This is a genomic window from Maribacter thermophilus, assembly GCF_001020565.1.
GTDB classification, from domain to species: domain Bacteria; phylum Bacteroidota; class Bacteroidia; order Flavobacteriales; family Flavobacteriaceae; genus Maribacter; species Maribacter thermophilus.
In genome coordinates, this window is record NZ_LDAS01000001.1 from 2070520 (window position 1) to 2097509 (window position 26990).

Annotated in this window: 16 protein-coding genes and 1 pseudogene; 8 read left to right on the plus strand and 9 right to left on the minus strand. The window is 38.4% G+C overall.

Annotated elements, in window-relative coordinates; all coding sequences use genetic code 11:
• Positions 1-13: 13 nt before the first annotated feature.
• Positions 14-265: a winged helix-turn-helix transcriptional regulator gene (locus AB657_RS09015; RefSeq protein ID WP_052958664.1), complete on the minus strand. Its 252-nt coding sequence runs from the start codon at positions 263-265 to the stop codon at positions 14-16.
• A 65-nt stretch (positions 266-330) separates the two neighbouring features.
• Here AB657_RS09015 and AB657_RS18280 point away from each other — a divergent pair, with 65 nt between their 5' ends.
• The 7 genes from AB657_RS18280 (at position 331) to AB657_RS09045 (ending at position 7997) form a co-directional block, all read left to right on the plus strand.
• Complete coding sequence (locus AB657_RS18280; RefSeq protein WP_394332530.1) at positions 331-648, plus strand: nuclear transport factor 2 family protein; 318 nt, start codon at positions 331-333, stop codon at positions 646-648.
• A 329-nt stretch (positions 649-977) separates the two neighbouring features.
• Positions 978-1763 carry a DUF6090 family protein gene (locus AB657_RS17660; RefSeq protein ID WP_052958665.1) on the plus strand — a complete coding sequence of 262 codons (786 nt, stop codon included), beginning with the start codon at positions 978-980 and terminating at the stop codon, positions 1761-1763.
• Between the two features lie 146 nt (positions 1764-1909).
• Positions 1910-2302: a hypothetical protein gene (locus AB657_RS09025; protein WP_157491644.1), complete on the plus strand. Its 393-nt coding sequence runs from the start codon at positions 1910-1912 to the stop codon at positions 2300-2302.
• 154 nt (positions 2303-2456) lie between these two features.
• Positions 2457-3035 (plus strand): hypothetical protein, encoded by a 579-nt coding sequence (locus tag AB657_RS09030; protein ID WP_047246193.1) that lies wholly within the window; start codon positions 2457-2459, stop codon positions 3033-3035.
• A 237-nt stretch (positions 3036-3272) separates the two neighbouring features.
• Entirely contained in the window at positions 3273-3767 is a 495-nt protein-coding gene (locus tag AB657_RS09035; protein WP_047246194.1) for a hypothetical protein, read from the plus strand.
• A gap of 216 nt (positions 3768-3983) precedes the next feature.
• Entirely contained in the window at positions 3984-7232 is a 3249-nt protein-coding gene (locus tag AB657_RS09040; RefSeq protein ID WP_047246195.1) for a T9SS type B sorting domain-containing protein, read from the plus strand.
• A 147-nt stretch (positions 7233-7379) separates the two neighbouring features.
• Entirely contained in the window at positions 7380-7997 is a 618-nt protein-coding gene (locus tag AB657_RS09045) for a hypothetical protein (protein WP_047246196.1), read from the plus strand.
• A 463-nt stretch (positions 7998-8460) separates the two neighbouring features.
• Here AB657_RS09045 and AB657_RS09050 read toward each other — a convergent pair whose 3' ends face one another.
• Complete coding sequence (locus AB657_RS09050) at positions 8461-11253, minus strand: alpha/beta hydrolase family protein (protein WP_047246197.1); 2793 nt, start codon at positions 11251-11253, stop codon at positions 8461-8463.
• A 706-nt stretch (positions 11254-11959) separates the two neighbouring features.
• On the opposite strand from AB657_RS09050, the gene AB657_RS09060 reads away from it, so the two are divergent.
• Complete coding sequence (locus tag AB657_RS09060; RefSeq protein WP_157491657.1) at positions 11960-12970, plus strand: hypothetical protein; 1011 nt, start codon at positions 11960-11962, stop codon at positions 12968-12970.
• A gap of 150 nt (positions 12971-13120) precedes the next feature.
• On the opposite strand, the gene AB657_RS09065 is transcribed toward AB657_RS09060, so the two are convergent.
• The 7 genes and pseudogenes from AB657_RS09065 to AB657_RS09095 all read right to left on the minus strand — a co-directional run bounded on the left by AB657_RS09065 (position 13121) and on the right by AB657_RS09095 (position 26823).
• The gene (locus AB657_RS09065) at positions 13121-13540 is read right to left on the minus strand and encodes a response regulator (RefSeq protein WP_047247899.1); all 420 of its coding nucleotides are present in this window, start codon (positions 13538-13540) and stop codon (positions 13121-13123) included.
• Between the two features lie 532 nt (positions 13541-14072).
• Positions 14073-16874: a sugar-binding domain-containing protein gene (locus tag AB657_RS09070; RefSeq protein ID WP_047246200.1), complete on the minus strand. Its 2802-nt coding sequence runs from the start codon at positions 16872-16874 to the stop codon at positions 14073-14075.
• Entirely contained in the window at positions 16871-20197 is a 3327-nt protein-coding gene (locus AB657_RS09075) for a DUF5107 domain-containing protein (RefSeq protein WP_047246201.1), read from the minus strand. Before AB657_RS09075 ends, AB657_RS09070 begins: the two co-directional genes overlap by 4 nt.
• Positions 20198-20249: 52 nt before the next feature.
• Positions 20250-23078, minus strand: a complete 2829-nt coding sequence (locus AB657_RS09080) for a sugar-binding domain-containing protein (RefSeq protein WP_047246202.1) — start codon at positions 23076-23078, stop codon at positions 20250-20252.
• Between the two features lie 15 nt (positions 23079-23093).
• Positions 23094-23813, minus strand: a complete 720-nt coding sequence (locus tag AB657_RS09085; protein WP_047246203.1) for an SGNH/GDSL hydrolase family protein — start codon at positions 23811-23813, stop codon at positions 23094-23096.
• Positions 23810-25216 (minus strand): annotated as a pseudogene (locus tag AB657_RS09090) (sugar porter family MFS transporter); the annotation flags it as partial. The pseudogene AB657_RS09090 and the gene AB657_RS09085, both read right to left, overlap by 4 nt.
• Before the next feature lie 17 nt (positions 25217-25233).
• Positions 25234-26823: a sulfatase gene (locus AB657_RS09095; protein WP_052958667.1), complete on the minus strand. Its 1590-nt coding sequence runs from the start codon at positions 26821-26823 to the stop codon at positions 25234-25236.
• Positions 26824-26990 lie beyond the last annotated feature (167 nt).

Sequence of the window (26990 nt, forward strand, 5' to 3'; positions counted from 1 at the left end):
CATAAACTTCACCCTATTTCCAATTTTCTAACTTATAGTCTTCAATTTTTTTATCAATAAAACCTTCTTTATTGTTTTTTATAATTTGAAGCGTTTCACCAGAATATAATTCGGGATGAAACTCTCTAACGTGCTTATCGCTCCAAATAGATAATTCTGCTATTATGGGCATTAGGTCTACACCCTTTTCGGTTAAAGTATAAATATTGGTTTTCTTATTATCCGGCAATTTATCTTTTGTGATAATCTTAAACTCTTCAAGCATTTTAAAAGAAAAGAAATATAAAAAATTTTAAAGAAGTATTTGATATTTGGAGTGAAAGTTGGGCTATAACCGAACGAACAAAACGAGATGAATTATTAAAAACAATTTTAGCTGATGACTTCCGCTACACAGACCCTTTAATAGAATTAAGCGGACTCAATGAGGTTTCTGACTATATTGGTGAATTTCATAAGCAATCTCCAGGAATAACTTTTGCTCAAACAAATGTGGTTTCTCATCACAATAAAAATCTAGTAAAATGGAACACTCTTAACGAAAATAAAGAAGTAATTGATGGTGGGTCTAGTTTTGTGCTAGTTGAAGACAATAAATTAAAAGACATTACCGGATTCTTTGATGTAGAAAATTATCCTGAACAATAATTCAGTCTTTTAACAAATTAATGTTATTGCAAAAATCACAGTAATATATTTTATTATTACTGTGATTTTTTTATTTACCCAATGTTTAAAAGCCAGTTGCCAACAAGGTATGACCACCTTTTATTCACTGTTGTATATTTTGTTTAAAGTGTTCGTCGGTCGCAATGTTCTGGTCGGCGCATTCGACTATCTCGAAACAAGTTCGGGGTAAGCTGTCCAAATCCACTCAGAATTGCTAACGGCCGTGCTTAACCGAAAAACATTAACTTTAATACCCTAACCAACAGTTACAAGACCGTTGTGCTTCATTAAAACCAACCGCCAGCCAGATGATAAAATTCTTCAGAAAAATTAGACAAAGCTTCCTTGCCGAAGAAAAGACAGTAAATTATCTCAAATATGCATTTGGCGAAATTGTACTTGTTGTAATTGGAATATTGATCGCACTACAGATTAATAATTGCAACGAAAACAGAAAAGACGGAATAAAAGAACAAATAGTATTAACACAATTAAAAGATGACTACTTATCCGATCTAAGCCAATTAGAAGAAAAAATGACGACTAGAACCAATATGATCAATGCCGCATTTAGAATTTTAAAAGCGTTTGACGAACCTGAAAATATAGTTCGTGACAGCCTAATAAAAGACATTGCACAAATAGCAAACGATCCAACATTTGATCCCGTACAAAATGATTTGATAAGTTCTGGAAACTTAAGGTTGATTCAAGATGAAAAACTAAAACGCCTACTTTCTAATTGGTCTTCTGACGTAGTTGCATTAAGAGAGATCGAAGCTGTTTGGAGTGAAATTGCCAATCATACCTTAGAGAATGTTTTAAGGGAATTAGGAATATCAAGAGATGTTACCAATAGCTTTATGAACGACATCAATCATATTTGGCTTTTAGACAAAAATCAGAATTATCATAAAAAAGAAATTGGGGTTTCAAAATTAAGTTCACCTCTACAACAAATACTTACAAATAAAAATATGGAATCAATGGCCTCAAGTGCCATTACTTTTAATACCTCCGCCAATCTACAATCTGAGGCTTTGGTCAAAAGAATAAATGAAATAATTGAACTTATAAATAAGTCTATTAAATAAAATACGAATGTACAACTGTGGCCATACGTAATTGCTTGTCCTCTTCTACTTCTAAAAAATTCTTGTGCATTTTCAGAAGGTTCGGTCTGCTTTTGCTATTTTAGTTGGGCGAGCAACTACCGTACACCAATCGTGGCACATATAAAATGACGAAGCGAACACTTATTTCAATTTTGATGGTTATTTGCCTGACTTCATGCTCAGAAAAATTTAAAACCATTGATCCAACAGACTTCAATAAAAAAATTAGTACCAGAACAGATATAAAATCGGTTGAACAGTTGGCACGGTTATTTTACGACTTTCCTGAAAATGAAGGAATTCCTCATTTAGAAATCGAAAGCCGTGAACTTATGGACAATAAATTTGAAGTTACACTGATCCATGATAACCAACAGGACGACTCGCAGAGAGCAACTAAACTAATTTTGATAGCTGAACAAAAGAATGATACCTGGAGCATTCTGGAAATTAAAGAGAATTGGAGATGTTATCAGGGTCGCGGACACACAGACTGGGGAATTGAATATTGCAATTAAAAAACAAAGACCGCTGACAATAACAGTAAACAAGCGCTTGTTATCACCCGCTTCCGAAAACAACTTTAAATGTTCTTGGAGGTAAATACCTGCCAGGTAAATTACAAATTGCGCAACTACGCATAGTCGTTCCGCTGTTTTTAATGCTTAAAATATGACAACTAGATTCTTTAAATCACTTTTTTCAATAGTTACCTTAGTAGTTGTTTCGTACGCTACCACCGGTTTTCAAACATTACATAAAGAAGACATCGTTACATCGTACATAAAGGCCAGAAACAAGTATAATACAAAAAAAGTAAACACCCTTACCCACAACGATTACTTTGAAATGTTCGCGGATGGCAGCATGGAAATAGAGAATAAAGAGAAATTAATGGATGCCATCTTATGGGGAAAAGAACTTGATTCACATATTAAGCTATTGGATATCAAATCTGACGGAGAGACTGTTACCACAATTGAAGAAAACAGCAACTATCTTGATGTTGCCCTAAAAAGAAAAGTCAGAGCATTCAAAATTGTCTATACTTTTCGCGATAACAAAATACACCATCAAAAAATGGACACTATACCCGGTTATTCAAATATTATAAGATATAACGCAGAAAGGTACGCGAAATTCATGGATTATTGCCATCAGAATAATTTGAAATGCAACGGTTCTTTTGATCAAGAATCTGGCAATCGACTAAAAAAAGTGCTTAAGCAATACAGCAAAGAAAACAAGTAATACTTACCTACTACCAAGAACCGAGGTGAAAAAACAAATTCTTCCTTAATTCTCTTTTTTGTTCTTTCTGATTACACCAACAATTTAATAAGAATCAAACTTGTGTCGTGTATAGTTAATTGCCTCTTTATCGCCTACTTGTAAAAATCCTCTCAAATTTTTAACTTGGTGTTTACCAGGCAGAGTCAAGTACCAAACCTTGCAACTAAGTTGTTACCCAAAACATCAACAAACAACATGAGAAACATTTCTTTACTGCTTTTAATTTTGAGTTTTACGAATTGTAATTCACAAAAAAAGACCGAAGTAAACACAAACTCTAATAAGCCGAACTCTGATTTTATAGGAATTTACGAATACAAAACACCCGAAGTATCTGAAAATCATTACATCATGCTGGATATTCAAAATGGAAAATATACGGGAGTTTATTACGGAACGGAAGATAACGGCGAACACGGCGTTCTCTTTTATGCAAACGAACTAGAAAATCTGACTATAGAAAAAGACAAAATCAGTTTTGATATTGGAACAAGAAATCTTTATAAGACTACACAAATGAGAATCGTAAAACAGCAAAGTGATCTAAAAAAAGACTCAATAAGTGATGTTTCTAAAGGTCTCTTAAAATACAGTGGGATACTATTAAAAAACGAGTTTACATTAAACTGTGCATCTGAATTTGGACATTGTTGGGCAGATGAGCTGAATTTTAAAAAAGTAACGGAATAACACTAACAACTTGTTTTCCTTCGGAAAATCCTCGCACACAATCCTACAATCATTTTTATACGAGAAGCTAGTAAGAAACCGAAAAAAATTAGACTGTAGCGGAAACTAATTGTACACATAACTTTTTTTCTTACCGATCATCAAAAAAGCCAAAAACGTTGATCAAATAATTATTAATATTAGCCAGTTGTTATCTTGAATAAATTACAGACCCCCATGCTTAAAAAATACACGTTCGTTCTATTTTTTTTGTTATGCAATGTGATTTCATCACAAATTACTTTAACCCATAATATTGGTAATACGCCCATTAAAACCGACATGATTTCTTGCGAACGTGAAGAATCTTGGGCCAGAGCTTTTACACTTTCGGATTTTGGAATCACTGCTGCTGATCAATTTATTATTACTTCGGGGCAGGTGGCCATCAGTAATTCATACGACGGCGCAAGATTGGTTTTTAACTTTTATAGTTTAAATGCAGAGGCACCGGGCAACAACCCCAAAAGCATTAGTTATGGCCATGTGGTTAGTACGCCCGAAATTGGGGACACCCCAGAAATTGTTCAGATAGATTTTAGCACTCCCATTACGGTTCCTACGGGGGTCGAAAGAATTTTGGTAGAGGTAACCCAAATGGAAGATATTTACAATGATGATTTTAAGAAAGTTCGTATCGCAGGAACGGAGTTCGACAATGACACCTCTTGGTTTAAAGGCTGTAGCGAGTATTACACCTATACATCTACCGAAGATATGAGTCCAGCGGTTCCCGATGCCAATTTCTTTATAAATGTAACGGGGAGAATTAACAATCTGGGCAATACCGCCTCATCGGTAACCTTATCACACAATGTATGCGATGATATTGTAGAAACGAGTATTCACTCATGTACTTCCTCATATATTTACTGGGCAAGGGATTTTTATTTGGATGATTTTGGTATTTCTACCGATGAGGAATTTGTGATAACCTCAGGTCAAGTAGGTATTAATAAAGTAGGTTGGTTGCCTGAAATCAGGTTTAACATATATGCTATTGATGATAATTTCCCAAGTTCATTTTCAGAAACAACCCTGATAGGAAGTAGTCAATATCAAGAATTATCACCAAGCATTGGCCGTGATTCGCAAATTATAAATGTTGAATTTGATACGCCTGTGGTAGTACCTGCGGGTGTCGAAAGAATTTTGGTAGAAGTGCATAAAGGCATCGTTTATGGAGATGGGGTTGCATTTATTGCCGGTTCGCCGCAAGATACCGGAGTTTCATGGCAAAGAGGCTGTACCAGAACTTCTTCTGAACATAATTTTGGACCAAATGAATATGTTTCTACGGTAGATTTTGGGAGACCGGATGCTAACTTTTACATTAATGTAACCGGAGATGTACATCATATGACCCATAAATTCTCCATGAACATTTCTAATATCTGCTCAGAGTTTTTGAAGGAGTTCAGTGTAGCCCCAACAGGTAATATAGCATCCATAGCTTGGGATTTTGATGATCCGACCTCTGGATCCGATAATAACTCAACTGATATTTCACCTTCCCATGATTTTTCTGATGATGGAACATACACCATTACCGCAACGGTTACGGCCACAGATGGCAGTACAGAAGTGCTTACGGAAACCATAGATGTAAAAGAACCTCCAAATGCTTATAGTATCGATAATATTTTTGCCTGTGAAGATAGCCAGAACACGGGTATTTCATCATCCTTTAACGTAGCACATGTAACCGAAAAGGTTTTAGGTGGGCAAAATAATATGACAGTCACTTTTATTGATGGTAGTGGCAACACATACACCTCGCTGCCCCATCCGTTTACCAATTCCGTTCCGAACAGGGAAACAATTACCGTAAGGGTGGCTCATAATGATGCCCCATGTTGTTATTCTGAAACCAGCTTCGACTTGATCGTAAACCCAATTCCCGACCTTTCATCCGTTTCAGACCTCATTGTTTGTAGCAACGAAACAGATGGTTTTGCCACTTTTGATTTAGAGCAGGTACAGAATAATCTTTTGAGTGGCAACAATATAGACTCAGTTGTTTTTTATCGAGAAAATGGAGATCAAATACAGCCACCTTTGAGCCAGGTTAAAAACCTGACCATAAACGAAGAAGAAATAACGGTTCGTGCATATGAAAATGTAAACAACTGTTATAATGAATCAACATTTAGGCTTATGGCCAATCCGTTGCCTGTGGCCCACGATTTGGATATTCTGATTGGTTGTGATGACGATGGTGATGGTATCTCGGAATATTTTGACACCTCAAATATTGAATCGCAAGTGCTAAACGGCCAAATAGACCTAGAGGTCTCTTATTTTGATGCCAATGGTAATAGATTACCGAGCCCACTGAACAATCCATATACCAATATTATTGCCGATGAAGAAACCATAACCGTCAGGGTCACCAATACAAAGACCAGTTGTTATGACGAGACTCCTTTGGTCTTAAGAACATCTTCCCAGCCAAAATTGAACAAGCCCTCTACGGTTTATGCCTGTGACATCGGGAACGGTTTCGCCAACTTTGACCTTTCTCATATTGAGCAGGATATTATTGGGACACAATCTGGATTAAACCTCTTTTATTATAATGCAAACGGTGTTGAATTGGCTCGCCCTTTAACTTCTTATGAAAACAGTACCGCATGGAATGAAACCATTACGGTTCGTGCAGAGAATTCATTGAATACCTTGTGTTTTGCAGAAACGAGTTTTGACCTTGTTGTAAACGAACTACCTACAACACCGGTTCAGAAAATCTATTCTATATGCCATTTAGAGCCATCGCTGACCATTCAGGTAGAAGGTGGTTTTGACTATTACAGTTGGCGCAATAAAAATGAAGATATCATCTCAGACACCTATGAGGTAAACTTGGTTAATGAGGGAAATTATACCCTTACCATAGGCAAAATTACAAATGGCCAATATTGCGAAAACAGCTATGATTTTGAATTGGTGCGATCATCACCACCTACTATTATAGAAGTGAAGCACAAAACGCTATCCAATAATAATTTCATTGAAATAATAGCTTCAGGAGATGGTAATTTTGAATATTCCATAGATGGTATCAATTTTCAAGAAAGTAACTATTTTTCAGATATTATAGGAGGTAACTATACCGTAATGGTAAGGGACAAAAATGGTTGTGGTGAAGATATCAAAGAAATTACGATTCTTGATTATCCTAAATTCTTTACACCCAACAATGACGGTATTAATGATTATTGGCAGATTTATGGGATTGATCAATATCCAGATGCCCGTATACATATCTACGACCGATATGGAAAACTGTTGGCGCAACTATCGCCAAATGATTTAGGCTGGACGGGTTTATTCAATGGCAAACAAATGATATCCAGTGATTATTGGTTCAAAGTCTATTTTAAAGATGGAGATATATACTCAGGCCACTTTACACTAAAAAGATAAATCTATAATTAACTATAGGGCGTTGCGTTCCAAGGTCTAATTTTTCGGCAGAAAATATTTGTATGTAAACACGTAACTTTCCATATACAAACACGTTGTACGCAAGCTTGAACAAAAATTTAAAATGAATTAAGAAAAACAATAATTATGAAGCGATTTTACCTAGGTATATTAATTTTATTTGTATCCTGTAAAAATACAATTGACAAAAAGGGAATTTTTGACGAAAGTGAGTATTCCAAACATAATATAGAGTATTTACAAGCATCCATATTCTTGCCCAAAGATTATATAGAAGTAGATAAATCGAAATTAGAAGAGTTTCTTTTTAAACCTTTACAAAAAGAGGTTCCTTCAAATGTAATTAACATGTGGAAATCTAATCTTCAATCACTCAACAGTGGAATTTCAATTTATAAGAAAGTTTCTGATCCGTTGAATTTTATTGTTATAAAAAAATACCCGAATTATATCCCTATAACTATGGGCACCTCTAAATTTATCAAAAACTTAATGGAAGATTATTTACGTAGCGACGCTAAAAATTATGATTTGCGTTATGAATTAAAAGAAAGTGTGCTACTCAGCCGACCTAATATTGAAATTTATAAATTTAAATATTGGACAAATATCTCAGGTATAAAATCTGATAACATCAGATATTTTATAGACTTTAACAAACAAACATTTGAAGCTCAGGTGCTTAATGTAAAAAACGAAGACTTTGATAAAATTTTCAAAAATATAGAACGAGAAAATGAATAAAAGCCTACGTACAACAAAGAACCAAGGTAAAAAAGAACAACCCATTTATGGCCCATAGCTATTTATAACCACTCTCGAACACAAAAAAAATGCTTTCAAAAGAATGCCATAGACAGCCTAGTCTTTCTTTTTCTTGTTCATTTTAAAAGCTAGCCAAATTATACCTACAACAAAATGAAGTATAATAATACCGGCAACGACATAAATTATGGTATTTGAACTGTCTCTCATTTTACACCTATCTTAAAAAAGCATCCCCAAAACTAGACAGTATGGTAAAAAGGAAATATGATATTGATCAACAAACCCTATAAAAATGCCACTATTTACTTTCAACCCCTAAAAAAGATTGTCTTTTTACCATGCCATGATTATTGGGTCTATTTGAAAAGAAAAAACCTCAGGCCATTTTTTGACCTGAGGTTTATATATTTTTGGTTACGCTATTACAGCCGTTACCATACTATTTGTCGCTCACAGGTTCATATCCTTGATGAATCCCTTTTTCAATAGCGGGTACGCCCTTGTCCATCCATACAGGTTTTGGCGCCCCTTTTAAATAATGGTCGAAAAACTGTTGCATGCGTACATTAAAATCTTTCTTGTGCTGCAATTTAAGTGGCCAATGTGGTTCCCCGTTGTAATTTAACATCCATGCCGGTTTTTGCAATCTTCTTAAGGCCATAAAAAACTCGATACCCTGGTACCAAGGCACGTGTCCGTCCGAATCGTTATGCATGATCAACAAGGGGGTTTCTATTTTATCTATATTGAATATGGGCGAATTCTCTATATACCGCAAAGGATATTCCCAAGGGGTACCGCCTATTCTACTTTGTGTGTGTTCATATTGAAACTCCCTACTTAAGCCGGTGGCCCAACGAATACCTCCGTAAGCACTGATCATGTTCACTACCGGGGCTCCAGATTCTGCTGCCTTAAAAATATTGGTCTTCGTTACCAAATACGCGATTTGATATCCTCCCCAACTGTGCCCTTGAACACCTATGTTATCTTTGTCCACAAAGCCCTTTTCTATCAACGAGGTTATTCCCGGAATCACACAATTAAAGGCACTTTCACCAGGATACCCAACACGATATTGTACATCTGGGTTAAAGATCAGATACCCCCTACTGGCATAAAAACTATAATTAATGGTAGATCGCCCGGGGCTTGGAGCCCTATGCCTGTATAGGTTATCAGAACTTCTTTCATAGAAATTAACGATCATGGGGTATTTTTTAGAAGGGTCAAAATTCTCGGGTTTAATAAGAACTCCCTTTAATTCAATACCATCTAAAGAGGTCCACTCCACCAATTCGGCGGTCCCCCAATTGTATTCGCTTTGCTGTGGGTTCGCATTACTGATCACCGTAGATTTTTTGAAATTCAGATCAGTAAGGCGAATGTTCGGAAACTCGGTGAACGATTCCCTCGTATATATCAAGGCATCACTTTCTCTTGCCTTTATCGGTGCAGTATACCTATAGGGACCCGAAACCAACTTTTTAAACGATTTCTTTTTGGGGTCGTACTGTACAAAACCGGCTTCTTTATTTACCTCGTTAAAAGTACTTAACAGCCATTTATCGGCATCTACAAAGCGTTCTTCATCATCCAATTTCACATACCGGTACACAGTACGAGTATCCCTTCCATTGGTCAATTTTTCCGCTTGTCCCGTTTCGGGATCAAAACTCCAAATATCAAACCTATCATAGAGCAACAAAGCATCGTCATTTTTGGTCCACCCGGGCGATCCATAACTTCTTGGGTGCTTGGGGCTATCGTTCAATTCATCGTAAAAAACCTTTCCCTCGGTCAATTTTACAAGTTTATTGGAGGCCAAAGAGTAGCTAAACCAAGTACTATCTACCGAATGATAGCCGTATACATACTTTGCCTCGGGACTAAAACGGACATTGCCAGCCACATTTTTTAAAATTTCACGGGTTTCTCCCGTTTCCGTATCTACCAATACATAATCTGCAGCGGTGTACCCCTTCCATTGCCTTTCCAATTGATAGGGCAGTCTGGTACCTGCCAATGCAAATTTGGCGTTTCCTTCATTGCCTATCTTGGTATCGGGAAAAGATTGGGTTCCTATTTGCACCAGCTTATCGGTATCTAGGTTCAAAACGGTAGTATAGGATCGTTTTTGCTCATTTTTTACCTCCACTTCCTGTACCGTATACAATTCGGGCTCGTTGTACGTCCATACCTCAACATTTACAATTTCGTCCTCCGTTAGAGTAGTGTCCTTTACAACTGGCGGTCTTCTTAGTCCGAAATACAATTTAGTTTCGTCTTTGGAAAAATGGACTTTTCCATCCGACGAGACCAGATATCCTTTAGGGGCTTTTTCGGCATCCAATTTCTTTTCTGCCTTTTCGTTGCCTTCTTTCCACAAGTACAATTCATTGGGCCTAATTTGTACCTTGGTAGTATCGGTATCGACCACAAAGGCCAATTTTTCTCCAGAGTCGCTTAAACTTAACTCAAAATATTTTGCTTTCTCGTTTTCAAAAACCTGTCTTTTTACATTGTTTTCAAGATCTAGCACATAAACTCCCGCCTTTAACGTGGAATCTTGTCCACTAGTGGCATAGGCCAAGGTTTTGCCTTCTTTTGCAAACGTATAATCGGTAACAAATTTTACGGTATCGTTTTTTGATGTGGATAGATTATGGATGACCAGATGATATCCGTTTTCTTTTCCGACCTTCTTTTTCTTAGATTTTTTTTGAACGCTATCCTTTTTTGATTCGGTTTTTTCTTTCTTTTTTCCCGACTTTTCCTCGTCTACCAAACACGCTACAAACCCCTCCCATTTTTCCGGCACTTTATACGATTTAACATTGGGTATCTTGGTAAACATCTGTGTTTTTATGTTATAAATACCCAAAGTGTCGTTGGGCAAATCGTCTTTTTTCACCTTTGCCCTTTTTAATTCCACCACACTGTCTTTCCATGGTTTTATGGCGAACAACGCATAGTTATCGTTGTAGGTAAACACGCCATTTTCAGAGCGTTCGTATTCAAAAACGGTCCGCGCCTTGGCATCTTTTATTTTTAAAAAGCTATCCTTCTGCCCCTTTTCAAGAGAATACATCATGTATTGTCCGTTCGCAGAAACTGTTTTTCCCTCAATGGTGTTCCATATATCAAAATCTGGATGGTCCAATACTTTTTTTTGCCCCCAAATAGAGGTAACCGTAAGCGCGATCAGTACTGTTGAAAATAATGTTCTCATGTTAGAAAGGTTGTTGTTTGTCTTACCCGTACGGTCGTGAAAAGCGCGACCGAAAAAGCTGTTTTTATGTTTTGGTTTTTAATGATTGTCATTCAAAAAGAATCTGAATCTTTTTTAAATGCCCTTTTAGTATTGCCGCCCCTACCCCATTTCTAACCAAAACAGGATGGTTTTGGGCTGAAACCCTAAAATTAATTATTTCAGGGCAATGGTATCAAATTTCCCTTTCATTATCTTTTTATTTTTCACAAACCGACAAATTACACGCTATTGGAAGTACTGTCAAGAGAGAACACCGCGTAGTCCATTACGTTTTTCCGTAAGATATGTTCGGTCCTTTTTATATTTTTATAGAATACCCAACATTTTTTAAGAACGATGGAAGTAGCTACCCTACGAACGGGATTTTCTTTAGCAGAATACAAATAGATAGTATCAATAATAAATTTAATTTTAGGATTTGTATTATTGACCAATTACCAACGAATTGCCAGTTGGACCGAAAAGAGAAACAATGTTGGCCTACACGGCGTAAACGTAATGAAGCCGGGGTAAAACAAAAGTCTTTACAAATCAGCAACAATTCTTATATCAACCGTTATCGTCCCATAGAATGAATCGTCTTCAATTCATAATTTTTCTTTTTTTAAGCAGTAATGCCCTGGGACAAAAAATAACGTACAATTACGTTGTTGACTCAACAAAAGTGGAAACTAAAGAGGTAATGATGCTTTTTGAAAACTATTTGGCTTCAAACCCTCAAAACCAAACAGAAAACCCATTTTGGAACCGAGAAGAACAACAGAAACATAAGAATTATGACTTCTTGGAGAGCGAATTTCATCCTTCTCTTTATATGGGATTTCCGGTCCATGTCTTAAGCCTACAATCTAAAAAAGACATCTACAGAATAAAAGCCCAGTTTTCTTACAATAAGCAAGATGGCACCCCCTATGTTTTGGCCATAGCAAACTATGTTGCAAAAAGGGAAAACGGAAAGTTTAAATTGTTCAATGCCTTAACCGTCAACAAACAAACTTGGAATTGTACAACGGTTGGTGTTGTAGACTTTTATTATCCGACATACCATAAGTTCAACTACCAAAAGGCCCAAAAGCTCAATGGTTTTATAAATGAGATCTGTAACAATTTTGGTGTAAAACCAAAACCGTTCGAATATTACCTTGCCGACGACTATGATGAAGTTCAAAAGTTAAAAGGCCTCGATTATTACATGGGTATGGGCGGACCGTCAAAACCACGTGGCAAAGCAACGGACGACAAAGTTTATTGTGGCGGTTTGGGAGAATATTATACACACGAAGTTTTTCATGTTCAAATAGACCAACACTATCCGAACAAGCATTTTTGGGTTTCTGAAGGCATAGCGACATTATTGGGCGGAAGCCGTGGAAAAAGTCTGGATTGGCATATAAAACGAACAAATATCCATTTACGGAAACATCCGGAAATAAACCTAAACGATATGCTCAAATTAACAAATTTGGACAACGAAACCTCTTATCATTACGTTCTGGGCGGACTAATAGCCAAGAAAATATTGGACAAAGGCGGTTGGAACCTCATAAAAGAATTTATGTCTGAAGGAAAAACGGACGAAGACTATTACAATGCGATCAAAAAATACCTGGGGATACATAAAGCCGAACTTAACAGCTATCTTCGACAGCAAATACAAATTGAATCAACAAAATAAAAATTGACAACAAAGGCCTTAGTTTTCATCGGGTTTGGTGCTTACACGAAAGAAATAAGTTTTTCACCAATTACGCCAAATCCATAATTTATCCGTTAAATGCAAAAACAAGTTGTTTGCACTACTATATTATTTATACTGCATTGATTTTTAACCAACTACATTCCCACTATTGGTCATTATAGTCTCAAATATATTCATAAGCTTTTCCTCCACTAATGGTTTGGAAATAAAATCATCAACAATACCATAACTTTTTCCTTTCTTTACATCCTTTCCAGAAAAATAGGAGCTTACGACGACAACATGTGGTTTTTTCTTCACTGGCAATTTCACCAATTCATCTAAAAACCCCCAACCGTCCATTACGGGCATATTCAAATCCAAAAAGATTACATCCGGTAATTTTTTTTCCGTTTTTAATAGCGAAGTAAGGTTTACGATAGCCTCGTAACCATCTTCATATACCAAAATATCAGCACCGAAAAAACTATTTCGATTAAGTAAAACTTTGGTTCCATATACGCATATGGGATCATCATCAATAATACAAACAGTGTTAATTTTCATAGCGGTTAGCATTTAGTTAGTATTTACATCCAGCAAATTTTTTAGATCTATATAGTATTTATCCTACTTTTCAGTACGCGAAAAACTTACATAATTCGGTAAAGAAAGTCATTAATACTTACATTTAAAAAAAAATCACTGTAAAAATAGAGTTCGCACGAGCATTGAATATTACACAAAACCCACTATAAATCAGAAATATAGATTCGTATTTATAAAAAATAATGAACGAATTATCCATTTCTAAATGCACAATTAGCAATTTCACAAAATATTAACATTTACCTATTTGTAATATTTTAACATTCTTGCCCCTTTATGGTACAAACCAACACAAAAAATAATATGAACATATGGGCGGTAATAGGCCAAGTACATTACCCGCTTGACCTAAATCGGGGGGCGAAAAAGGTTGCTTTTTACCATTGAAAGAAAAGACCGTGTGGTTAAGAACCTATAAACCACGACTAAAGAACGTGTTTTGCGTACGGTAACAAAATACCCCCTTATAGTGGCCAAAGTAAAGATCAACTTAATTTTCATAGATATCCCCCGTTTCAAAATTTTTGCCATTTTGATCAAGAATAAGCTGTTCCAGATCATTGGGCTCAATTGTTTTAGAAGGATTAAAAGAAGCACTTTTCATATACTCCATGAAACTATGTCTTAATTGCCTTGCAACCGGTCTGTTTTCTATATCATTTGTAATATCCATCGCAGAAAACAATAGACTACCCGGCCCCACTTTTGCCTCAAAAACATTGGTTAAATGGTGATTGGTCACAAAATTATCTATGACCCTGACAATCGGTGTCACATTCAAAGAATCGACAACGATCGACTTAGAATTGATGCATAGATCCCACCACTGCCAATCGGCATGTGAGCTTGTGGGAAAGTTATCGAAAGCAGCATTTTTTTCATCTAACAGCAAGCCCATTGTGGCCGGTTGATTGGGGAAATGCACCGGACTCCAGAATACCGGAACAAAACGCCCCTCTATACCTTTTAAGGTTTTATAATCAGGATTACACAATACCTTTTTACCTTCTTCTAAAGCCAATTGCGCTTCTTTTATGGTTTTTGCAAAGACTATATTATTATAATTTGTTTCTACCTCTTTAGGATATACCCAAATAGACCAACTATTCGTGTATTTAGAATCCCTTAAAGAAACGGTCACCGTTATTTTTTTTGCGGACTCTACACTTATAGGATACTCGATCACCCCTAAATCTGGGTTATTTCCTATATTTAAATCAATGTCGGGCAGAACTCCTTTTTTTAAGATATTCCCTTCTTCATCGGCAATACTCCAATCCAATGATCGCCCTTGTAACCGCTTATAAAAATTAGCTACTTCAATAGAGGCCTTAAATACCTCTCCGTCTTCGTACACCGCTTTTTCATACCTGACCAACGGTACCAATTCACTATTAAACTGCCTAAACTCTTCAGCAGAAATAATACCTTTAGATTCCCAAAAGGCATTCAATAGACCAACAAGCGCGGTCCCCTGTCCTGGAAAATCTTGTAGCTGCAATAATTGAAATCCATCAAAACTTGGTGTTTTCAAGGCTCTTTCTATTTCTTCTTTATACAATATGGCCGCCAATTTTCCCGATGCCTGTGTAAAGTCTTCCGCCAAATCGATTAATTTCTTGTTTTCAAGATCATTTTTTACGGCAATAAAATTCAATGGTTCCAAAACCCCTGTATATTTTGGAATCTCACTTAGATCCGGATATACGGAATATTGGCCTATCTCATGCGAAATTAAAGGTATGTTGATATGCTCACTATTTTCTGAGTAATCGGCGTTAAAATGAGGTGCCTTATCATTAAAAATGCCTTGTCCCCTTATCCAGCCTTTATCGGTCCATTGTGCTATAAAAAATTCATCTTCTGTCTCTGGCCTTGTACCGGTAGGTTTTTGGAAAGAAAAGGATGTTGTGGCGTACAGATGACGGTCATCTTTCTTTTTAAGGTCCGCGGTCATTTCATTAAGAACACCTATATCACCCTGTAATTCATTCCCCATTGCCATAAAAACAAAAGAAGGGTGGTTGCCATAATCCCTGATAATTTTATCCGCCTCTTGTTTTAAGAACTCCGTTGTTTTTTCATCTTCCCCAACCCTTAAACTCCAATGGGGCAATTCTACCTGATAATAGAACCCCGCTTCGTCCGCTGCCTCAAAAGCAGCTTTGGGTGGACACCACGAATGAAAGCGTAAATGGTTTAATCCATAATTTTTGGCCTGCCCGATTAATTTTGCCCATTCCTCTTTTTGCATCGGTGGATGTCCGGTTAACGGGAATATAACGCACTCTAGATTTCCTCTCAGAAAAATCCGTTTTCCGTTCAGGGTTAGATTTCCGTTGTTGTTACCAATGTTCTTATAACCAAACCTTGTCTCTAGGCTATGGCCGCCAACATTTAGCTTCAAATAGTACAGAGCGGGATTAAACTCGTCCCAAAACTCCAATTGCTCCGGTCTTTCAACCCTAAAACTTACGGTACCGTTCTTTACCTGTGGCTCACCTACACTTCCTTTTGAAATGATATTTCTTTGTAGATCATATATTTCATATTCCAATTGCTTTGGAACATCGGCCCCGTTATTATCAAAAGCTATCCTCAAAGCATTTTCTTCTACCTTCGGATATACCTGAAGATTACTCGGAGCGCCCTTATCGAAAGCTTGTAAGACAATATCGCCCAAGATACCGTTCCACTTTATTTGGGTATGGTTGGTATAGGCATGGGCCATATCCCTATTTCTTTCATCCGGATACATAGATCCTTCTACATTTACCAACGGAAATTTATTGGAATTATCGATGCTTATGGTCAAAGTATGTTCTCCGGGAGACAAAACATCGGTCAGGTTATACTCATGACTACCTATTAAGCTATTGGCGGCACCTACTTTTTTACCGTCTACAAATACATTTGATTCCCAAATAATACGTTCTAAGTGTAACGTAATCTCTTTTTCTTTCCATGATGATGGAACGGTTATTTGCTTTTGATACCAAGCTTTTCCGGTATAATAGTGCTTTCTGGCCAAATTGGACATTACGTAGTTATTAATGGCCGGTTTCATGGTATTGAGCTTTCCTATGCCTGCATCGTCCAAGGTACCGGGAAGCTCTACTTCAGTGCCTTCGATCAGGGTGCTGGGCCATTTTTCGGTTTCCCCGACATTCAGCGAATCCAAGGCAACGTGCCAAGTACCTGCCAAAGAAATCTGATTTTCTGTTTTTATTCCGCATTGACATAGAACAACGCTTAAAAGCACTATCAAAAATCGGGTAAAGAATATTCTCATAGCTGTTTTTTTACAATATCGTCGGCAATATCCTTTGCCATATTAAAATGAATAAAGGCCGGTAAATGATAAAAATTATCACGCATTACGTTTTCCAGCATTTCCATACTTTCGTCGATTTTTCTCAACCCCAACTTCCCCAATCCCATTAGATACCTGCAATGGATACTATTACGAACGTTTAGGTCTTCTTCCCAAATCAACAGATCTGGTAATGAAATAGCAAAATAATCCATCTTAACCTCATCGTTCATATGTTCTTGACCATAGGCGATCAATTTATTAAAACGAAGGTTTGCCTCATCTTCCTTTTTCAATTTCAAAAGAGCCAGACCTTGGTAGAAAATTTTATCCGGTTGTTGGTCGTTATAGAACATCGCCGGACTAGGGTCAGAAAGCCCTTTCGATGCAATTTGCCAGTTTTCAACAGCCTTCTCCATTTGCCCCAATCCTTCATGGGCACACCCTAACCAATAAAATATATCGTTCTCTTGAGTGCCGTAAAGTTTCCCTTCGCCCAGATTGGCAGGGTAGATCTGCGCCTCATTTAACAAACGGATCGCTAGTGCATATTCCCCTTTCTTTATGTATATTTTTGCCAACTCTACCTTAGCCGTAATATATTGTAAGGGTACTTTACCTTCGCCCCCTTCCCACGGATGAAACTGTCTTTTACCTATAAGACCTAAAGCTTTTTCAAAGTCTCCTTTAAAACTATATAAGCTTACCCTTTCTAGATAAATATCATCCCTAGACATGGTAAGGTCTATATATTTTTCCAATATATTTAAACGGGTATCTACATCTACATTCAACTTTTTATACAATTGGTCCAATTCCATCAACAAACGTGCATCCGTGTTGTCTAAATCAAAAGCTTTTTCCAAATGGGTTTTTGCCAATTGAACCTCGTTCTTCTTATTATAGTACAAAAGGGCTAAATTTCTGTGACAAATGGCATTTGTATCTTCCCATTGTACCGATATAGACCAACACTCCAATGCATCTTCATACTGTTTGGATGCGTACCAAAAATTACCCAGATAATAAGAGGCCCTGGCATCTTTCGGGTTCTGTGCAACAGCCGCTTTCAGTACTGCTATCTCTTCTAACCTGTTGGGAAAACAATAGTCCATAGGCATCTCGCTCCCCATTTTAAAATGGTCTTTTGCCTTGTTCACTTCACCATTTTTCTGGTAATAAAACCCTAAAAAGTAATAGACCATTGGGTAGGTAGCCAACTGGCTTTCCACCAGAACGTTCAATAGTGATATTGCCTCGTTAAACTGGCCCGCCTGCGCATAGTCTATAGAAAACTCTATAAAATTATGTTGGTTACCTCGTGTAATTTCCATCAAGAAATCGAGATCGCTGGATGCGCCAGAAATCAGATATTTCTCGTAGATCGCCCCAAAATTAAAGGCATCAATCGCCAAAGAATCATCTATTAGTTGAACTGCTTCCCCTATACGGCCCAGCTTTCTCAAAAGCACAATTTTAAGATGACGTGCTTTGTGGTTATGCCAGTTTTTAACAAGTGATTTATCTACAAGCTCCAACGATTTTTCCAAATTACCGTTCGCACAATCTATTTGGGCACAGTTAAAATAACCGGCATCTTGCCAAGCGGCATTCCAACAAGATTTAAAAAAGGCATCGTACGCCTCATTTTTTCTGTCTAAATACGACAAAACCAGCCCTTTGTTAAAAAAAGGCTCCCCGTCGTAAGGGTTAGGGTTACGTTCTGTCAACGTATCTATGGCCTGGTTAAAGTACCCCAAAGCTTTTTCATATTTCGCCCGTTTTAAGTACCAAAGGCCCATAGCGTTGTTACAACGCACATCTTTGGGATCGCGTGACAACCCTTCTAGATAATAAGCGGTCGGATCATAGGTAGCATGGCGGTACTGTTCTAGATGCAAACCGCGCAGGTAGAGCTGTTCTACACTTGTAATCTCTTTTGGCTCTTTTGCAGCTTTGGCCGCTTCGGGTACTTCGTTTTCTTTGAGGCTACTAGGCGACCATGACACCAACATCGTACCATCCGCATCGGTTACCGTGGCCGTAAGAGAATTATAATCAACGTTGCCCGTAGATACGAGCTCTTCAAATCCGTCTGCAGGGTCTAGGTCTTTTACCGATTCGAACAACACCTTTTCGTTAGAACTAAGACTTATCTTCGAATTTGGATAATGTGATGTTACGTACACCTTTAACCGAACCCCATCACCTTCCTTCTCTAAATTCAACAATGCTTCTTTGGTGGCATTTTTTACCACCCCCACATTGTAGTACGGCATAAAATACTGTTTAAAGCTTTTTTCTTCATAGGGGTGCATCCAAGAGAAATCCGGTTGGTTATCCGTATATACGCCGCACATTAATTCTATATAGGGACCATCACTATCGGTAAGGTTTCTATCCCACGCCTTTCCAAAATCACCATTGCCCCATGTCCATTGCTTTTTACCCGGAGAAATATGGTGGTCGGCAATGTGCAACAATCCGCCTTTGGTATCATTCTCGTAACCGCCCACAAAATCGTACTCTGAAGTTATGGCCATATATGAAGTGGGTACGGGAATATTCTTATATCTAGATATATCGGTGCCCGGCGAATAGTCTACCTTGTAATATTCACCTTTGGCAATAGGAAACTCGGAAACATCTCTTTTACCGTGATCAAAGACCGCATTTACATCTGGCGGAAAAACAGATTGGTAATGATCATTAACCGCCACTGCCGGGTTTGCCCACCATAAAAAAGTCTGTGGCACCGGGGTTCTATTATAAAGTTGCCCTTTAATTTCTAGATATGCCTTGTCTGGATACAGCGTAAAACCGGCCATCCCCTTGGTCCTGAACATTCTTTCTACCTCGCTTACCCACACCGTTACACTGCCGTCCTCATTTTCTTCAATATAAAAATCGGTAGGGTCGTAGGTACTGGGCCTATGATGTTGTGGCCAATTAAATTCTATTCCTCCTGAAATCCATGGTCCGGTAAGTCCGACCAAGGCAGGTTTGATAACATTATTATAATAGACAAAATGACGTTCCCTTATCTTATCGTACGCCATTTGCACCCTGCCCCCCAAGGCAGGTAAAACCATTATTTTTATATAATCGTTTTCGATATAAATAGCATCCCATTCCTTATCTATCTTTTCGTCACTTATTTTTTCGATTACAGGATGGGGGTATACCACACCACTACTTGCCTGATAAACCCTTTTGTCCAAAAAAACAGGATATTTCTCCGGTTTACCAACTTCGTAGGTAGGTATTACTACTTTATCTTTCCAAGCCTTTACTGTACTCATTTCAAATTTCATTTAGTCCGATGCCCAGCATCGAATCATTTAAACATATTCCTTAGTATTTCATCAAATTCTTGATATCCTCTGGTTGTAGCTCTACCTTAGGATCAAACCTGTTGCTGGCGATGTATTTTTTTAAGCTGTATAGTAATTGACGCGCTTCTGGTCTATTTTCTAAATCGGAATGCAGATCTATACCGGAAACCAATAGTTTTCCCTTGCCCACTTTTACTTCAAAAATCAAGGCCGTTCTACGGTTCTCGAACCAATCGTCGATCACACGAACAATGGGGTTTAGATCGGAAGTAAAATCATCAAGAACAATGGCATTTGAATGGCTCATAGCATCCCACCATTGCCAATTACTATGATATTCTGTTGGAAATTCGGTCAAGGCAGGATGTTGAGGATCCGTCAGAATCCCCAGGGTGTGCGGTTTTTGGCCTTTGGTCCATGAGGTGTTCCAGAAAATACTGGAAAAGCCTACACCAATATCACCCCCTTTGTCCGCTGCAATATCCCCTTTGTTGATAGTAAGCAATACCTTGCCCCCATTTTTTAGGTAATTGATCGTGGCCGCATCAAATTTTTGAACCACCCTAATGTCATCTTCTTTCTCGATAGAGGTGTTTTTAGAAGGATAGACCCATACGTCCCAACTATTCTTATGATTACCGATATAAACGGTAAGCGTTAATTTTTTTGGCGTATCTACCTCGTTCAAATCCAAAGAGATCTCACCTAAGCCAAATCCATTTCCGATAGGTATATCGGTCTTGGCAAATTCACCTTTGGCGAACGTATTTCCTTCTTTATCAACAAGGCCCCAAGTAGGAGTCACGGTCTTGATCGGCTTTTCGCCATAATGGGCAACTTCTACCTTTGCCGTAAAGTCTTCGTCGTTCAAGAACACACGTTTTGCCATTCTTGCAAGAGGCACCGTTTCTGAGTTGAATTCTCTGAACTCTTCTGCACTCACATACCCCTTTTCTTCCCAAAAAGCATCTAAAACACCGACCAATGCGGTACCCTGACCAGGAAAATCATGTAGGTCCAACAACTGAAAACCTGCCATATCCTTTGTTCGCAACGCCGCCTCGATATCGGCCTTATAACAGAGTACCTGTAACTTACCCGATGCCATCAACAAACTATCCGCAAGATGACCAAGATGATTATCCTCTAAGGTTTCTTTAAATATTTCAAAATTTTTCGGTTCTAAAACACCGGTATATTTTGACATCTCCTTAAAATTAGGGTATACGCACCATTGTCCCATTTCATGACTAACATAGGGCATGGGAGTTTTTTGGATCAACTCGTTATAATCGAACTCTGTTTGTGGTGGTTTGGCATTGATAATACTGTTCAATTCTTGGGCCCAACCCTGTATGCGGGGCCCTTTATGATTGTAATAATCCAAATTATCCAACAAGGGCCATCCGGCACCACTGGTATACAACCTTCTATTATCTAACTTTTTAAAATGATCTACGAACTTGTAAAGATATTCTTCGTGGTTCTTACCCGACGGTTCATTACCGTAGGCCATCATTACAAAAGAAGGATGATTACCATAGGTATTCAATATATCCTCGGCCTCTTTATAGATCCATTCATCAACAGGTTCACCGTCTCCTATATTTGCCCAAGAGGAAGCTTCTACCTGAACATAAACCCCCATTTCATCCGCAGCCCGAAAAGCCGCTTCTGGTGGACAATACGAATGAAAACGCATGTGGTTAAGACCATACGATCTAATAGTTTTAAAAATTCGTTTCCATTCATCTACATCGGTAGAGGGGTACCCTGTTAAGGGAAAGATGGAACACTCCAATGTTCCCCGTAAATACACAGGTCTTCCATTAACGGTAAAGTGTTTGCCGTTTACTTCAAAACTGCGCATACCAAAAACCACCTCTTTTTCACTTGTGCCCAATTGGGTTTCCAATTGCAATTTCATGGTATATAGATTAGGGTCGAACTCATCCCAGAGCAAAAGATCGTTCCCCATGGGGTAATCGATTTCAAAATCACCTTCCCCCTCTATTTCCATTTCTTTCTCTAACGGCGGCAAACTATTTGTACTGCCAGATTCTATTGCCTGCAATACAATTTTACCCTTCTGTGTCTTTCCCGAAGAGTTGACCACCTTCCCCTTTACCGTAACCCCCTTATCCTTTACATTGGGAAATAGTTTTACATTTTGAAAAACGATAGGTGATGTCGCCGTTAATTTAATATCACCTACAATACCGTTCCAATTGGTCTGGGTGTTATCGGAAATACTATGCGCATCTACGCCAGGGTTTATATCCTTCACCCTATTATCTATTCTTATGGTAATCGTATGCTCACCGGGAGTAAGATATTTAGCTAAATTATAATCATGCGGAGTGCCTAAGCTATTTTCCATACCAACCTCTTGGTCATCTACCCAAACCGTAGTTTCCCAATGCGGTCTTTCCAACCCTAGGTTTATATGTTGGTTTTGCCATGATTGTGGTATAACTACTTTTTTCTGGTACCATGCCGCACCGGTATATACCTTTTTTGGGCTCAACCAAAAGGAAACCTTAACATTGCCGGGCTGACGGTATTTAGCATACTTTGGATCTTTGTACCAAAGACTATCGTTCCACATACTTCCGGTCCAATGTGTATTAACGGTTATATCATCTCCCTTACCATTTTCCGCCATTGAACCCGGTAAATGAACGGTGTCGTCCAAAGTTTTCAAAAACCACTTTTCCTTAACCCCTTGATCCAACGAATCTATCTTAAATTGCCACTCGCCCGACAGATCCATTTCCTTCGGATCCTCTTTTTGGCAAGAACACAAAGCAAACAATACCATTAGCAGTATCAAGACCTTACTTTTCATAAAATCGTATTATTATTATTTATAATCTTCGCTGAAAAAATCGAATATGGCATCTGCAACAACCCTATGCCCTTTTTCATTTATATGGTTACTTTGGGCCATGTAGGTTTTTATATCCTCTTTTTCGGCTATTTTCTGAAACAGCCGATAACTATCTACCAGACCTATTTCATGTTTTTTTGCCAAGTCCCTTATTTGTTGAGAGTGCCTAGACAGTTCCGATTTGGGGGACAGAATATCTTCCTTTACATCGGGTGTGGGCGTCATTAGAATCACCTTTGTACCGTATGCCTTTGCTTGAAGGATCATTTTTTCCCATGCTATTTTTGCCCTTTCGAGCCCAAGGCTGCGATCGTTTAAGGCATAGTCTATAAACAATACATCGGGCCGGTGCACCAATACCTCTTCCGTGAACCTTTTTTCGCCTTGCTCCGACTGCTCCCCACCAATAGAGGTCGTAATAACATTTACCACTGCAGAGGTGTATACCCGCTTTATATTTTTTAATGTTACGTACGGATATGCCTCCAATGTGTTTACGTTGGGGGTTTTAAAATATCCCGAAGGCACGGAATGCCCGTGAAAAACGAGATTGATAGTTCTATTGTTCGGCCACTCTTTACGCAATTCCGATGTCACATCACGTAAATAATCCATCTTCCCCATATCGGTTTGAGCATAGGCACTTTGTATGGCAAAAGCAATAAATACTATGACCTTAAGTCTTATTTTCATTTTTCTTTCGTAAGCTCTATTTCAATTTCCTCCAAACTCTTGCCCTTTGTTTCCGGCAATCTTTTTTTAACGAAAACAAAACCGGCCACACAAATAATACTATACGCCCAAAATGTACCGTACGACCCCAATTCACTGTTCATGATAGGGAAAGTAAATACTAGGACAAATGAGGCTATCCACAATGAAAATGTTGCTATAGACATAGCCACCCCCCTTAATCTATTCGGAAAAATCTCGGAGAGCACCACCCAGGTTATCGGCGCCAAAGACATAGCGTAGATCGCAATTGCCGTAATTACCAACACTAGAACCGGCCAACCACTAAACTCAAAGAAATAAGCACCCCCTAACAATGCATAAATAATGGCGAGCCCTGCCGCCCCAAAGAGCATTAATTTTCTACGGCCCCAACTATCTACCGTTCGCATGGCCATGAAAGTGAAAATAAGATTAACACTGCCCGTAATCACTATATTAAAGAGCATATCGCCAACACTATAACCAGCAGCGGAAAATATTTCTTCCGCGTAATTAAAAATGATATTGATACCGCACCATTGTTGAAATACCGCCAATACAACACCTATGACGAGGATAGGAAACACCTTTTTTCCCTTTAATTCGGAAATGGAAATCTTTTTGCCCCCATCATCGTTAAGGATCGACCTCATGTTATCGAACTCTTGTTCGGCATAGCCCATACCACCGATCTTAAACAACACCTGTTTGGCATCCTCTTCTTTACCGGCCTTGGCAAGAAATCTTGGACTTTTGGGCACCACGAACATTAGAAAAAAGAAAAGTAATGCAGGTATAAGTTCTACCCAGAACATATACCGCCAACCGGTTTGACCGTTCCAAGAGTTCAGTATATCCGTATCGTTAAAATTGGCAGGTATGGCCTCGGCAATACCCCAGTTGGCAATTTGCGCCACCAAAATACCCAACACGATCGTTAATTGATTTATAGCTACAAATCGCCCCCTATACTCTGCGGGTGCCACTTCTGCAATATACATAGGCGACAATGTAGAGGCCAACCCTATACCCAAACCACCTAAGACCCTATACACAACAAAAAGGGTGAAGTCATCGGCATATCCTGTTCCAAAAGCAGATAAGGAAAATAGTGCCGCCGCCAATATAAGACTGTTTTTTCGCCCCCATCTATCGGTCAACACCCCAGAAAGTATCGCTCCAAAAATACACCCCACCAAGGCACTGCTCATGGCCCAACCTTGTAACGTGGGTATATCGGCAATATTAAAATAAAGCTCATAAAAGGGTTTTGCCCCTCCTATTACCACCCAGTCATAACCGAACAGAAATCCACCCATGGCAGAGACCAACGCCAGAAAAAGTAAGTAAGCAAAATTGTATTGTGGGTTTTTCATAGTATATAAATCAACTTTGTTCCTTAATCTTTGGTTGTTTTGCTATCGAACCAGTTCTTGTTTGGTTCAAAATCACTTTTTAGAAATTCTTTTCGTTGTTTTTCTAAATTCTGAAGCATTTCAGTTTTTCTTTTCTTCTGAAGCTCGGCAGCCTTTATACCATCATAATCTACATTGACTTCAGGTCTTTTCGCTCCCGTTTGCGTCAAATAATCGGTGAGTTCCTTTTTAAGTTCTTGTGCCAACTGAGGACGCTTGCCCAACACATTTTCTTTTTCGTCTAAATCTTGTTTTAAATTATACAGCTCATCACGGCCATCTTCATAATAATGAATGAGTTTCCAATCACCTTTTCTAATAATACTAACAGGTTCCCCTCCTTGATTGCCATAATGTGGGTAATGCCAAAACAAAGGTCTTTCGGCAAGGGTCTCCCCTTTTAACAAAGGCACTAGACTCACCCCTTCCAAGAGATGGTTTTTAGGTATATCAACCCCTGCAAATTCTAAAAGAGTCGGATAAAAGTCTATTCCCGATACGGGATAATCCACCACCTTGGGCGTGTTTTTGAACATGGGCGCCTTGATCAGATACGGCTCCCTGATGCCACCTTCCCATTGATAGCCCTTTCCGCCCCTTAAAGGGTAATTAGTTGTAGAAAAAGCATCGCCACTTGCCACACCACCATTATCAGAAGTAAAAACAACAATGGTATTATCATCTAACCCCAGCTCTTTTAACCGCTGCATCACAATGCCCACGGCTTCGTCCATAGTTTCAATCAATCCGGCATATATAGGGTTGTCCTGAACGGTACGAATAGGTAAAATACGTTCCATTTTGTACCCAGTGCTTTTAATACCCATCTCCTCGGCCTTATTGCGATATTTTCTCCATTTGTCCTCTGTAGTCTCAATTGGTCCATGTACGGCGTAGAACGATAAGAATGCAAAAAATGGCTTGTCTTTATTATCAGTAATAAAATCGGCAGTTTCTTGCCCCAATCGCTTTGTTAAGCTTTCGCCCTCGTGCTTATAATCCAGTTTTGGATTGTCCCATGGAGCATAATACCCTCCTTTAGGGCTACCGACTTCCCAGCCTCCTTTATTAATATCAAAACCATTGTTTTCAGGTGAGTATGGCTCATCTCCCAAATGCCATTTTCCGGCAAAAAAGGTTTTATACCCTTCTGCTTTTAAAGCCTCGGCAATGGTAATATCTTCTTCTTTTAAAGCTCTTTCATATTCGGGAGGCAGTACTTTTGTATTACGTTCGTCTCCCCATTTTTTGCCCGTAGCCGCCCCTATCCAATCCGTAATTCCATGACGGGCGGTAGACTGCCCCAACATAATACTTGCCCGCGACGGGCTACAAACTTGTGCTGCGGCGTACCCTTGAACAAAACTCACCCCTTCTTTTGCAATGGCATCTATATTAGGGGTTTCATAATAGGTGCTACCGGCATAACTTAAGTCATGTGCCCCTAAGTCATCCGCCAGTATAAAAACAATGTTCGGTTTTTTGTTTTCGACAGGTGATTCCTCATCCTTACAACTTGTAAAACTAATAAGGAAGCACACCAAAAAAACACCAAATAATTTTCTATTGACCATCTTTACCTATTTATTTTTAAGCAACTATACCGCGTTGCATATTATATTTTTCTGTAAGATATATGCATACCAGCATTATGTTTTAAGAACCGCCATGTCGCTTGTAACGAAATAATACAAACTAGGACAAACATGGATTTTTTAATTTATTGAAGCGAAATTCAAAA

Bases quoted from the DNA above. Each gene is read 5' to 3' on its own strand.
- AB657_RS09040 (WP_047246195.1), top strand. From the start codon at position 3,984: ATGCTTAAAAAATACACGTTCGTTCTATTTTTTTTGTTATGCAATGTG.
- AB657_RS09045 (WP_047246196.1), top strand. From the start codon at position 7,380: ATGAAGCGATTTTACCTAGGTATATTAATTTTATTTGTATCCTGTAAA.
- AB657_RS09095 (WP_052958667.1), bottom strand. From the start codon at position 26,823: ATGGTCAATAGAAAATTATTTGGTGTTTTTTTGGTGTGCTTCCTTATT.
- AB657_RS17660 (WP_052958665.1), top strand. From the start codon at position 978: ATGATAAAATTCTTCAGAAAAATTAGACAAAGCTTCCTTGCCGAAGAA.
- AB657_RS09085 (WP_047246203.1), bottom strand. From the start codon at position 23,813: ATGAAAATAAGACTTAAGGTCATAGTATTTATTGCTTTTGCCATACAA.
- AB657_RS09025 (WP_157491644.1), top strand. From the start codon at position 1,910: ATGACGAAGCGAACACTTATTTCAATTTTGATGGTTATTTGCCTGACT.
- AB657_RS09070 (WP_047246200.1), bottom strand. From the start codon at position 16,874: ATGAGAATATTCTTTACCCGATTTTTGATAGTGCTTTTAAGCGTTGTT.
- AB657_RS09030 (WP_047246193.1), top strand. From the start codon at position 2,457: ATGACAACTAGATTCTTTAAATCACTTTTTTCAATAGTTACCTTAGTA.
- AB657_RS09050 (WP_047246197.1), bottom strand. From the start codon at position 11,253: ATGAGAACATTATTTTCAACAGTACTGATCGCGCTTACGGTTACCTCT.
- AB657_RS09035 (WP_047246194.1), top strand. From the start codon at position 3,273: ATGAGAAACATTTCTTTACTGCTTTTAATTTTGAGTTTTACGAATTGT.
- AB657_RS09075 (WP_047246201.1), bottom strand. From the start codon at position 20,197: ATGAGTACAGTAAAGGCTTGGAAAGATAAAGTAGTAATACCTACCTAC.
- AB657_RS09080 (WP_047246202.1), bottom strand. From the start codon at position 23,078: ATGAAAAGTAAGGTCTTGATACTGCTAATGGTATTGTTTGCTTTGTGT.
- AB657_RS09015 (WP_052958664.1), bottom strand. From the start codon at position 265: ATGCTTGAAGAGTTTAAGATTATCACAAAAGATAAATTGCCGGATAAT.
- AB657_RS09065 (WP_047247899.1), bottom strand. From the start codon at position 13,540: ATGAAAATTAACACTGTTTGTATTATTGATGATGATCCCATATGCGTA.